The sequence below is a fragment of the Mucilaginibacter sp. JRF genome, from assembly GCF_015223065.1.
Classification (GTDB): domain Bacteria; phylum Bacteroidota; class Bacteroidia; order Sphingobacteriales; family Sphingobacteriaceae; genus Mucilaginibacter.
In genome coordinates this window covers 422,158-434,500 of record NZ_JADFBY010000002.1, presented here as the reverse complement: position 1 = coordinate 434,500, position 12,343 = coordinate 422,158, and the positions used below count along the sequence as shown (strand labels likewise).

The window sequence follows — 12,343 nt, the reverse complement described above, 5'->3', positions numbered from 1 at the left end:
GTTAACTGGTGTACGGTAGGATGATGGTAACCAAACTATATTCGCCACTTTTTGATTCCAGTTTAAAAGTACCATTCAATAAGTTTACCTTATTCTGAATAGTTTTCAAACCAATACCTTCATTCGAGGTTCTTTTTCGAAACCCAATGCCATTATCACGTACGATGATTACTACCTCTTTCTTATATATTTCTATTCGTACTGAAGCAATAGTAGCATGAGCGTGCTTGATGATATTCATTACCAGTTCCTGAACAATTCGATAAATAGCTAACTCCATTTGTTTATCAATCAGATTGATAATTCCAACCAACTCACAGTTGATCTGAAGGGTATGACTAAACTGACGACAAACATCATCTATGGCCTCCCTTAAACCAAACTCCTCCAAAATAGCAGGAGTTAATTCATGCGAAATTCGCCTCGTTTCTTTAATGGCTTCGTTCAAAAGTTGATCTGTTTGCTCATTGATCTCTTCGATCTTTTCCAATAATTGTGGTTTTGTCAAATGTTCTTTATCAAACTCCTGCAGTAAGCTTAACTTTACACCGTAAAGTAACTGGCCTACGCCACTATGCAAACTCTCAGCAATCCGTTTTCTTTCAATCTCCTGAATATTCAATGTAGCCCAGTAAATTTTTTGATTTTGGGCTATGACCATATTCAATCTTTCTTCTTCAGCCTTTTTACGGGCACTTATATCAAGATTTGTTGCTACCAAGCCGTCTTCTAATTTAACGAACATGCAGGAAAACCATTTATTGAAACCGTCATGAGAATAAAAATACTCCAGCTGTGCAGGTATCCCAGTATTCATTACCTTGAGCATCAACGCAAAGATGCCTACATCTCTTATACCAGGATATTCTTGGGAATAGAGTTTACCAACAAGATCAGTTCGACCGGTTTCCCTTTCCAGTTCTTTGTTAACTATTTTGATAACAAAATCAATTATCTCTCCATGCTCATCACGTTGAGCTTGCAATACAGACATACAAATAAGACTTGTATCAAATACCGACTGTAAAAGATTTTCAGAATCCTCTACCCTAACTTCATGATGACTTGACAGACTTGAAAAGGGATCCTTTTTGTTTTTTTTTGTGTTGTTAGGCATAAAAACTGCAAGTGGCGTAACTAACTGGTTTTACAAATGAACATTGTAATTTACAATTAATTAACCACGTTATTGCACAATAAATAATTGCTAATAACAAACTCCAAGAGCTTAATGCTGCTCATGAATATAAGGCAAAATCTGATCAACTATCGCCTGAACAAATTTTTTAGGGATAACGTCCGGCTTTATTTTCCATTCATTATTCACCAGATGAAGCCAGATGTTTCTACGCCCTGGAATCAGCACGATCCATCCCGGATGCGGCGCGTTCGAAACTTCCACAATTCCCAATGTTAAAAGTTTTTTGGTTTTTGGTTCTTTAACATTAATAGTGATCATATACTTTGTACTAACTTGACAGATAATTCAGTTTTTGGATACTGTGATATATGGTAACATACTTGCAAACAAGTAAAGGTGTTAGCCTAACTCTTGTTTTAATCAGAACCAGATAAAGTTGATTAAAGGAGATAGATTCAATATCCAATCAAATGTATTAACAATACTCGACCACAAACAGGTACAAATACCTGGTATGCAATGTGTTAATTACTCTATTAAAGATTGACGCGCTGAAGCAAAATGATTATTGCAGAGTATCAGATAACTCCATGAAGAATTGCATATCTGATAAGAGAAACGGTATTACGCGAGCCAGTACGATCAATTAATTGTTGACGGTGATTTTCAATAGTTCTCTTGCTTGTAAAAAGCTTATCAGCGATTTCCTGGTTAGTAAATCCTTCTGCTATCATGCTTAAGATTTCGACATCTCTTGAGCTAAAAGTGATGTCGCTGATGTTATCAGTTTTGACGTTTTCAGGAATAGTGAGCATCCGATCAAAAAATCGTGTAGTAATTTCTTCACAGATGTACTGTTTATACTTATAAATGTGTTTGATCGCGAATATCAATTCTTCAGGACTACTGTTCTTCAATAAGTAACCGCTTGCACCCAATTTTAAGGCTTTTACAATTACCTTTTCATGATCAAGCGCACTTAGAATAATAATCTTAACTTTAGTAAACTCTTTTTTGACCTGTTCGGTTAAATCCAGCCCACCTATAACCGGCATATTAATATCGGCTATAATAACGTCCACTTCAAGGCCTTTCCTAAGCAACTCCATCGCATCCGCACCGTTAGCGGCCTCACCAACAAGTTTAAAATTAGATTCCTTTTCTAACATGGATTTAAGTCCGTCACGTACAACATGATGGTCCTCGGCCAAAAGTATATTTATCATAGTCGTTTCAAATGGATAAGCAAATTTCAAGTAAATATTTGTTTAAGATAAGTATTGCTATTGATTACCAATAGGCAAAAACCCGCTATTGTTATTAATTGCGCTTGTAAATTATAATAGAGTAGTTCAACCTTTCACCTCAAGTATTTACACCGTTAATGTAAAAATCACATCTATTAATTTTACTAAACTATAATACAGCTACTCTTAAGAAAATCATTAAACACCCGGTATGCCATTCCTTGATCACGTATTACAGCCACCTTCATATGGTTGGAAGGATACTCAGAATTTTCTGATCAAACCTTCACCACGGCAAATATTAGGCGAGTTTTGCTTACGCCTGAATATTTTTAAGTCAAAAAAAAATTGGCTACCCTTATTTAGCTGGATTAAGGTTTTTTGCCTAGCTCCCTTTTTCATATGTTTTTTGATATTTTACTTAACCTGGTGGACGGCCCTATTGGCTTTTGTCTACGGAATGATTATTATGGGAACTCATGGCACCGTTTGGCTACATCGTTATTGTACCCATGGTGCATATAAATTCCGTAATAACTTTTGGCGGTTCATCACCCAAAACCTCACTATAAAAGTTATTCCGGAAGAAATTTATGTCATATCACATCACGTTCATCATACAAAATCTGATCAGCCGGGAGATCCATACAACGCTCAGGCGGGGTTTCTATATTGTTTTCTTGCAGATGTTAATCATCAACCGATCGCCAAAAATCTAACGGAACAGGATTATAACAGGGTTTGCCTTTTAATGCGGCATACGGGGATAACGGCAAATACTTATAAGCAATACCAAAGCTGGGGCTCATATGTAAATCCATGGCGCGCTGTAATATCGTGGGCACTAAATTGGTGTTTTTGGTATTTGTTGTTCTATATTATCGGCGGGCATGCCCTGGCGTTTTGCTTTTTCGGGGCAGCGGGTGTATGGGCTGTAGGCGTTCGGACTTTTAATTACGACGGCCACGCCAAAGGTAAAGATAAACAACGGGAAGGAATCGATTATCATCATGGTGATAAATCAATTAACCAACTTTGGCCAGGATTGGTAGCAGGTGAATGGCATAATAACCACCATTTATATCCCAGAAGTGCAAGAAGCGGCTTTAAACCTTATCAAATAGATCTCGCCTGGTATTTTATTTGGTTAATGAAATCTATAGGCGCTGTATCTCATTACAGGGATTACAGAAATCATTTTTATAAAGAACATATGCCTGATAAGCTTAATAAATTGTTATAAGAAACATAGAACATCTTTTTAAATAATACTCATGAGTGAATCACCAATCCCGTCAGCAAAATCTTTCCAGGGATTCTTAGAACCTGAAGAGTTAAAAGTTTTTTTCACAAGTCACCTAAGTCGTGTGTATTGTGTTAAACTCCACTTATTGGACAAGTTACCGGTTCTTGCCGACAATGTTTACTTACAAGATCTGAGGCTTGGTATAGGAGAAACATTTGATGATGTACAAATGCAAATTCACCGCATGGATGAAATTTTTTCACTCCTTGACACAGAATTTTCAATGAATCATTGTGAAGGAATGAATTCTATGTTTGAGGACGCCTTCGCGGACGTTCATCTCACAGCAGAAAAGTCTACACTATGTGATCTGGCTATATTGTATTACATGTCTAATATTGAAAGTATGGAAATGGCATCTTTTCAATTATTGCGAATGACCGCCATTAAATTAAACAATGATCATGTAAGTCAGTTATTAACCGAAAATTTTGATGAGGCAAAAGCAGACAGATCTTTGATGCTCATGATTACTGCAAAATGCTTAGCCAACTCATAGATCATGTTAATTTATGCCAACACTCCGTAAACGTTCCAGGCCGGATACCCGTTTTATTGACATTGAAGACGAATACGCTTTAATTTTCTGGGCAAAGGAGCTTGATGTTTCAACTAAGAAAATAAAAAATGCTGTTTTGGCCGTTGGCCCTTTGGTAATCGATGTTACTCGCAGATTAAAGGTAAAACCCGAATTTTAAAACTGTTAAATAATTTACGACGATAACCGCACAAAGCCAAAGCAATGTGCGGTGGCTATTGATCACTTTTGGTTTTCCTGGTCATGCCCTTCCAGCTTGACCAGCTTATTATAAATACCCAGCAGTAAAAAGGGTGCTGCCCATTGACCCACAAACAATGCGTTATGGGGTTTAGCAATAACTGCCATGGAACCAAGCGCTGCCCACAGGAACAGGTCGGAGGGTAATTTGGCTGTTTGTTCTTCGATGGCGGTTGCTACCTTACCTCGGTTTTTGTTGCATTTGTCATGGTACGTGTTTTTGTGTACAAGTGCAACAACACGCATGATAAAATGTTATCTAAAAGGATAGCTATTTTATTTTAAAGAAAATATCAAAAAGATCCATTAGTCTCAATCTGACTGTAACAAGCATTTTAAATTATGTAAGACTTATGCAAACAGAACACATTCTGCTGAAGAAAAATACTTTCACTGATTGATTCTGTCGATTATTTATAACATGCTATTTAGCATTTTCAGATTGTTCAATGCATCACCGGCTGTATTATTAAAATAGGTATAGACCATTTTACCGTCTTCGATAAACTCCCGCATATAAACGGCATATTCAGATAGGAAATCATCTTCATAACTATTCCGGTATGTCCCCCCGGGACCATGAAAGCGAAAATAAATATATGGTGCTGCAAATGACCGCAATGGCGCGGAGGATGCCGGCATGTCATGAATGACCATGGTTGTCCCTGAATTGTCCAAAAAATCATATATATACTCCGAATACCACGAACGGTGCCTGAACTCTACGGCAATAGGCCAGTTAAGATCTGGAGTTACCTCCGCCAAAATATTCACTAAGTGAGCAAACTGATTGAACGCAGCACTGCTCAGGCCTGGCGGCAACTGCACCAGCAGCATCCCTCTTTTCTGCCCCACGCTGCTGATACGCTCCAGAAACGTCAACACATCCTCGGGATTAAACTGCAAGTATTTGCAATGGGTTATTTGCTTCCAAAGTTTGAAGGTAAAACGAAAACCGTCAGGTACCTCATTGGCCCACCGGGCTAATGTTTTAGTTACCGGCAGCTTATAAAATGAGCTATTAATTTCAATTGAGTTGAACAACGAAGCATAAAAATTGAGTCGGCTTTTGTCCTGAAAGGCTGGCGGGAAATCCCGCTTTGGTATCGGTGTGAGCAAACCGCTTGTGCCCATATAAAAACCTTTTTTTCCTATCAGATTCACTGCTGTATGTTATTTATAAATACACTAAAATTGCGTTGTCAACACTAATTGCCAAACATTGGTTGTTGTATTATCTTCTATTTCCTTTTGATACCAATATAAATACCCAAATTCAGCATCTATCATTTTATTGAAACGATATCCCAGCGAAACAAAAGAACGGTTTTGATCAAAATTGCTATTGTTTACTGTTCGTTTATTGGCAATGTTAAAAAAAAGTTCATTTTGTAAACCGGCATAAAGTCCATGGGTAAATCCATTAACGCCACACAGCGGAACCTGGGCACTGATAAAAGCGCGGGCGCGCTGGGAAAAATCAGTGGATCCTTCTTCCGTTACAAAACGTTGTTCCAGGCGAAAACGTGCATTTAATTCAGTTATGCCAATATTTGTTTTGAATAGATATTGCTCGTAAATGCGATGTTCTTTGCCAAACGACTTGACATCTACCTCCTCTTCCCAATCGCCTTTATATGCATAACCTAAAGCCGCTGAATGTTTCTCATTAAAGTTATAGCTCAGAGCCCCGCGCAACAACAGCGTGTTTAGATGCCCAATTTTATCCTTATTCCGCAGCTGCACATCTGTAAGCAGATCAAATTTGTGTGTTAACTTATGAGTGTTGGTTAAGAAAAACCATCCTGCATAATTTTCTTGTCCATAGGCAACTGTTGTACTTCCAATCAACAAAATGAGCATCTGTAACCTGATAATAACATTCATTGATAGATGTATGAGCTGCATGTAAATTACAACACCATTTAAGATAAATTGTTAACGTTACACATATTCCGTCAAATTCTACAGTTACTGTGTGGCATTTCGCATTTGTTACTTCACAACAATATTTATTTTGGAAGGGCCTACCACCATCTTCATCAAAAGCAAACGATAGGTTGTCGGTGATCTTATAGACATATAGACACTACTCACCGTCAGCAAGAAGAATTACCAATAAGCAGCGAAGCAACTGCATCTGACCGAATATCTTTTATTCTTAAAAATAAAACGCAACCTACCGGGTATTCAGAGGAGTTCCAAAAGCGGCTAATGTCGTATCAACAATGGAAAATACTCAATATCGTTTATAGCCCTCAAAATTAATGACGGGCAATATCAATTCAATCTGTTGATTTTAAAACCACTTCCTGTAAGGAGAATTCGGGAGATGGCTTTTTGGTGGGATCTGCAAGTTCATTTAATTTGGAATTTAATACGAACACTTTACCATTTGCCTGCGTTGCTGTGCTAGGTTGCTGGAACCGATCTGTAGCGGCCGTGGCTGCTTTGACTTTTGCAGTTTGCCAGTTATCGGTACTTTCCAATTGAAAAACTTTGTCGACGCTTTTATTTTGAATAAGGATAAGCTGGTCTTGATCGTTTAATAGCAGCCCGTCTGCACCAGGAAAAAATTGATCAATCTTTACCCTCGTTATATTTTCAGGGTTGTTGATATCTACCTTGTATAGCACACCTGCGCGGCCATCGTCTACCAATAAAAATCCCCCGGCGTGAAATGCAATACCGTTCAGCCCAATATCTTCGCCCTTCCACAGATCGCTTTGTGCGAACACGCTGGCCACACCTTTAGCGTCTACTTTATAAATGACAGGTGAAAAGCTGTCGGTAATAAATAGGTTACCTTCCTTGTCCAGCGTAAGGTCATTGATAAAATGTTTGCCTTCAAAAAGCTTAGCCAGATCAATATCTTTTTGTTTTTTGCCTGTTTTCAGGTCAACCGCAATCACACGCCCCATCTTTTTATAGGTCGATGAATCGGAATGTTTGGAGTAATTACCGTCACTCACGCACACCCATAACAAGCCTTTCTTAGGATCTATCTTCATCCCGTAGGTAGATTTCAGATTTTTATCCTCATAGAACTTGCTGTAATTACCCTGCGCATCAACAACCCCAATGGTGCCATCTATGACAGAGCTCACATAAAACTTTCCAACTTTGGCATCATAGACTGTTCCTTCAGGATAAAGTCCTTTGACTTTGATATCGATCCTGGGTGTTTGCGCTTTAACAGATAAAACATTTGTCGATATGAGCGTGAGCACAATGATAAATTTATTGAATGTTGTCATGTTATTTACTTGCTGAGATCTTGTAAATATTTCCGTTCTCGTCATCTGAAACATAAATTGCACCTGTTTGTGCTACAATTATCCCTGCGGGCCTGCCAAAGCGGGTTTTGGCGTCCTCACTTAAGAACCCGCTGAAAAAGTCATGTACCGAAACGGGCTGTCCGTTCACGTAGTGAATCCGCTGCACTTTGTATCCTTCCGGTTTCTTGCGGTTCCATGAACCGTGCCAGGCCACAATGGCGTCGTTTTTAAATTCGGCCGGGATACCGGGCTTGTCACCTAAAAAACGAAAATCTATCGGTGCGCTATGTGCCGGGAACTCCATTACAGATGGTACCGTGGTTTTGGCATAAGCAGCTTTGGTGCCGCCCGGCGGCTCTTCGCGGGTCGGGTCGACCTGCTGTTTGCCAAATACAAGCGGCCAGCCATAGTCTCCGCCATCAATAATTTTGTTCAATTCCTCAGGCGGAATTTCGTCACCCCTCCAATCAGTACCGTTGTCACATCCCCATATGTCCCCAGTTTGCGGATGCCAGTCAAATCCAATAGTGTTACGAAGACCACGGGCGAAAATGCGGCGACCTGTACCATCAGCATTCATGACCAACATGGTAGCATGCTGCTGGTTAGTTTCCCCGCAATCATTACAATCACTACCCACGGTCATGTATAATTTACCATCTTTTCCAAAAGCGATCATGCGATTATTATGCTGGCCGCCATCCGGAAGGTCGCTCAATAATGTAGCTGTATCTGTTACCATGCCGTCAGCGGCAATCTTCCCGCGTTTCAAAGCCTTACTGGAAACCAGATACAGCCATCCCTCGTGAACCGTGATGCCATGGACATCATTGAACTGCGACCAAACCGTTTTCAGGTCATCCATTTTCCCATCGCCGTTCTTGTCAGAAAGCAATAAAACGTCGCCGACATCCCGGCGGGTAACGTAGATGCCACCATTCGCAGCTAAAGCCATCATTCTTGGCTTGCCAAGTCCGGACGCCACTATGCTTACCTGCATACCTGCCGGAACTTTTAGATTCGAAGCCATGGATTGTTTAAAATCAAGATGTGCCGGATAACTGGTATTAACCGTTGCTGTGGTGGGCGTTTCCGAAGGAAGGCCTTTTTGCGCCCTGGATGATAGCGCGGATAACATAAGCGTTAGTCCTGTCATCATTGAAAGTATTCGTGTTGATCGCATATTTAATTAATTGAGAGTGCGTTATTCTTAAAGTTGATCCATCGCGGTGTTTGCTTTTGTTCAACAATAAAACCACAGAATAGATTTAACCTGACTGACAAATATTTACTTCATAATAAAATACAATTCCAGTACTCAATTTGTATCCTTAAAAACTTAGCGATCTCTTTCTCGTTTAAATGGCATGTTTAAGAATGAAACCGATCTCTCCGGCTTTGTCCGTGTCCGCGGTGCACGCGAACACAACCTGAAGAACGTCAACCTTGATATTCCGCGTGACGCGCTGGTCGTATTTACGGGCATCTCCGGCTCTGGAAAATCTTCACTCGCTTTCGGTACCCTATTCGCCGAAGCGCAACGCCGTTACCTGGAATCGGTATCTCCCTATGCCCGCCGTTTGTTCAATCAAATGGCCATCCCGGAAGTGGACGAGATCGAAGGCCTGCCTCCGGCTGTAGCATTACAGCAGCAACGGGGTGCAGTCAGCACACGGTCATCAGTAGGCAGCGTCACTACCTTATCTAATTTACTACGGATGCTGTATTCCCGTGCCGGCGATTACCCTGAAGGTCAAGGTATCATCTACGCCGAATCGTTTTCGCCTAATACGCCGCAAGGTGCCTGCATCGAATGCCATGGCCTGGGACGTATATATGAGATCACGGAAAAAACAATGGTACCAGATGATACACTGACGATCCGTGAAAAAGCAATAGCCGCCTGGCCTTCCGCCTGGCAGGGACAAAATCAACGGGATATCCTGACTACGATGGGTTACAATATTGATGTTCCCTGGAAGGACCTGCCCAAAGAAGACAGGGACTGGATATTATTTACAGAGGAGCAACCGGTGGTGCCGGTTTATTCCGGTTATACACACGAGGAGATCCAGCGCTTTATTAAGAACAAACGCCAGCCAGATTATATGGGGACATTCACCGGTGCAAGACGCTACGTCAGGCATACATTCGCCAACTCCCAAAGCGCGCTGATGAAAAAGCGGGTCAGCCAGTATATGCTGAGCAGCGAATGCCCGCTTTGTCATGGCAAGCGACTTCGGCAGGAATCTTTATCGGTCAAATTTGCAGGTTATGATATTGCAGAACTATCAAGGCTATCGCTGGATAAGCTGGCAGCTATCTTCGGGCCTTACGCCAAGGGCGAGGCTGCTGCTCTAAAGAAAATGGCAGCTGCACATCCGGAAAAAGTAGTGGTCGCCAAACGCATCGCGGAAGACTTTGTGGCACGTTTGCAGGTAATGCTTGACCTTGGTTTGGGTTACCTGACCGTAGAAAGAAGCACACCGACCTTATCTCCGGGCGAATTGCAGCGGTTAAGGCTGGCCACACAAGTACGCTCCAACTTGTTTGGAGTGGTGTATGTTTTGGACGAGCCATCGGCAGGTCTGCATCCCGCCGATACCGAAGCACTTTTACGGGCTTTGGATAAGCTGAAAGCTGCGGGGAATTCTTTGTTTGTAGTGGAACATGAGATCGATGTGATCCGACATGCGGATTGGATCGTGGATGTTGGCCCCGCAGCCGGTGAAAACGGCGGGCACATTTTATATAGCGGCTTGCCGGAGGGCTTACGGAATGTCAAAGAATCTTTGACCCGTCATTATATTTATGAGGATGCGGTTAAAGGTGTAAGTGATCCGCGTATCGCAACAGATTGGTTAAAACTGGAAGGTATCAGCCGCAATAACCTTTTAAACCTGAATGTGGCCTTTCCTTTGAGCGTCTTAACGAGTGTGACCGGGGTATCAGGCTCTGGTAAGAGCAGCCTCGTCAGCCAGGTATTGGTGGAACTGGTAGCTGAACAGCTCGGTTTACAGTTAGATATCATGGGAGATACCGAGGCTGATCCATTGGAACAAACCGAAATAGAAACCACAGGCGGCCGCATCGTTAGCGGCATGAAAGCGCTCAAACGGTTGGTGGTCGTCGATCAGAAACCCATTGGGCGCACGCCGCGTTCCAACCTGGCCACCTATACAGGTCTGTTCGATCATGTACGAAAATTATTCGCGGCAACCCCGGCGGCTAAAGCGCGTAAATTCGATGCCGGGCGTTTTTCATTCAATGTTGCCAAAGGCCGGTGCCCGCATTGTGAGGGAGAAGGGATGGTCATGGTGGAGCTGCTTTTCCTGCCAAGTGTCTACACACCTTGCCCTACCTGTGGCGGTACCCGCTATAACCCCAAAACACTGGAAGTGCAGTATAAAGACAAGAATATTGCCGAGGTACTGGGATTGACCGTTGATGAAGCTGCCGATTTTTTTGATGAAGAGCCTGCGATCAGCCGGGCATTAGAAGTAGTCCGTGAAGTGGGTTTAGGATACCTGCGACTGGGACAGCCCGCTACTGAACTGAGCGGCGGTGAAGCGCAGCGCATCAAACTGGCTACTGAGTTACAGCGAGCGCAACACGGCCAAACCCTCTACATCCTGGATGAACCGACTACCGGCCTTCACCCCTCCGATGTAGAGCGTTTGCTGCTGCAACTCAACCGCCTCGTTGATGCCGGAAATACAGTAATATTGGTGGAGCACGACATGGAGGTAATTGCTGCAAGCGACTGGGTGATCGATATCGGGCCTTGTGCAGGTGAAGCAGGTGGCAAAATTGTAGCCGAAGGGAAGCCAGTAGATATCATCAAAAACAAGCAAAGCCGGACGGCCCATTATCTGGCTAAACATTTATGAGAAAAGATACGCCGTCCTACCTGAATTTCAATAATAAAAAATACGCTTGGAAACCCTACGTCGATTACCGTAAACATCCGGAACTATACCGCGTAGGCAAAGGAGAACAGGGTGTATTGATCTGTGAACCTTATAAGAGCGAGATCGGTCAGAACTGGCGCTTTAAAACCGAGGCCATCGCTGTTGAAAGCAGCAATAAGATCTACGCTCAATTCTTAGGATACCTTTTTTACGGCGATTTTGTAGGTGCAGATATGGCGCGGAAATATTTGCAAATGGGTTACACCCGTGCCCGACGATACGCGAATTACAAGGGTGGCCGTAAATATGACGCCGAAAACAATTATGCTTTATTACAACGAGGAACGGGGGATGACGAAAAAGCAAAATCAGCATCCGTTTTTTATGCCAAATGGAAAGATGCGGAGCAGAACGAAACTTATGTTGCAATGAAAGCTACCTGGAAAAAAGAACGTGGTTAATGTTTGCGCCTATCTTTTGAACTAATAGGTTGCGCTGCTCATGTTCTGAAAGTAACCCAAGTAGTCCCCATTCATATTTATTCGTTAAATAAACCACCGGGTTACGTCGAAACTTCAGATCTGATAGGAAGAACAAGGGGCGCATTAGCATATTTAAATATCAAAGTATCTATCATTCAGCCAGGAGGTGGGTTTGTGATATAACGGTGCAGTCATGGATG

12 protein-coding genes are annotated in these 12,343 nt (G+C 42.1%); 4 read left to right on the top strand and 8 right to left on the bottom strand.

The genetic code is table 11. The features are described from left to right. Position 1 precedes the first annotated feature (1 nt). From IM792_RS07360 to IM792_RS07350, 3 genes are all read right to left on the bottom strand, one after another. A complete protein-coding gene (locus IM792_RS07360) occupies positions 2-1,117 on the bottom strand; it encodes a sensor histidine kinase (protein WP_194101183.1) in 1,116 nt (371 codons plus the stop codon). Between the two features lie 111 nt (positions 1,118-1,228). Beyond that, positions 1,229-1,459 (bottom strand): hypothetical protein, encoded by a 231-nt coding sequence (locus tag IM792_RS07355; protein ID WP_194101182.1) that lies wholly within the window; start codon positions 1,457-1,459, stop codon positions 1,229-1,231. Between the two features lie 260 nt (positions 1,460-1,719). Continuing rightward, the gene (locus IM792_RS07350) at positions 1,720-2,367 is read right to left on the bottom strand and encodes a response regulator transcription factor (RefSeq protein ID WP_194101181.1); all 648 of its coding nucleotides are present in this window, start codon (positions 2,365-2,367) and stop codon (positions 1,720-1,722) included. Positions 2,368-2,599: 232 nt separating this feature from the next. Between IM792_RS07350 and IM792_RS07345 the strand changes: the two genes are divergently transcribed. Beyond that, on the top strand, positions 2,600-3,631 hold the full coding sequence (locus tag IM792_RS07345; RefSeq protein WP_194101180.1) for a fatty acid desaturase: 1,032 nt from the start codon (positions 2,600-2,602) through the stop codon (positions 3,629-3,631). 31 nt (positions 3,632-3,662) lie between these two features. Continuing rightward, positions 3,663-4,193 (top strand): DUF892 family protein, encoded by a 531-nt coding sequence (locus IM792_RS07340; protein WP_194101179.1) that lies wholly within the window; start codon positions 3,663-3,665, stop codon positions 4,191-4,193. 261 nt (positions 4,194-4,454) lie between these two features. Here IM792_RS07340 and IM792_RS07330 read toward each other — a convergent pair whose 3' ends face one another. The 5 genes from IM792_RS07330 to IM792_RS07310 form a co-directional block, all read right to left on the bottom strand. After that, complete coding sequence (locus IM792_RS07330) at positions 4,455-4,718, bottom strand: hypothetical protein (RefSeq protein ID WP_194101177.1); 264 nt, start codon at positions 4,716-4,718, stop codon at positions 4,455-4,457. A gap of 168 nt (positions 4,719-4,886) precedes the next feature. After that, on the bottom strand, positions 4,887-5,636 hold the full coding sequence (locus IM792_RS07325) for a DUF72 domain-containing protein (RefSeq protein WP_347343801.1): 750 nt from the start codon (positions 5,634-5,636) through the stop codon (positions 4,887-4,889). 24 nt (positions 5,637-5,660) lie between these two features. Further along, positions 5,661-6,359 carry a DUF2490 domain-containing protein gene (locus tag IM792_RS07320; protein ID WP_194101176.1) on the bottom strand — a complete coding sequence of 233 codons (699 nt, stop codon included), beginning with the start codon at positions 6,357-6,359 and terminating at the stop codon, positions 5,661-5,663. A 398-nt stretch (positions 6,360-6,757) separates the two neighbouring features. Beyond that, positions 6,758-7,729 carry an SMP-30/gluconolactonase/LRE family protein gene (locus IM792_RS07315; RefSeq protein ID WP_194101175.1) on the bottom strand — a complete coding sequence of 324 codons (972 nt, stop codon included), beginning with the start codon at positions 7,727-7,729 and terminating at the stop codon, positions 6,758-6,760. A 1-nt stretch (position 7,730) separates the two neighbouring features. Further along, a complete protein-coding gene (locus IM792_RS07310) occupies positions 7,731-8,909 on the bottom strand; it encodes a PQQ-dependent sugar dehydrogenase (protein ID WP_194101174.1) in 1,179 nt (392 codons plus the stop codon). A gap of 208 nt (positions 8,910-9,117) precedes the next feature. On the opposite strand from IM792_RS07310, the gene uvrA reads away from it, so the two are divergent. Beyond that, positions 9,118-11,640, top strand: a complete 2,523-nt coding sequence (uvrA, locus tag IM792_RS07305) for an excinuclease ABC subunit UvrA (protein ID WP_194101173.1) — start codon at positions 9,118-9,120, stop codon at positions 11,638-11,640. Then, positions 11,637-12,122, top strand: a complete 486-nt coding sequence (locus IM792_RS07300) for a DUF4385 domain-containing protein (RefSeq protein ID WP_194101172.1) — start codon at positions 11,637-11,639, stop codon at positions 12,120-12,122. Before uvrA ends, IM792_RS07300 begins: the two co-directional genes overlap by 4 nt. Positions 12,123-12,343 lie beyond the last annotated feature (221 nt).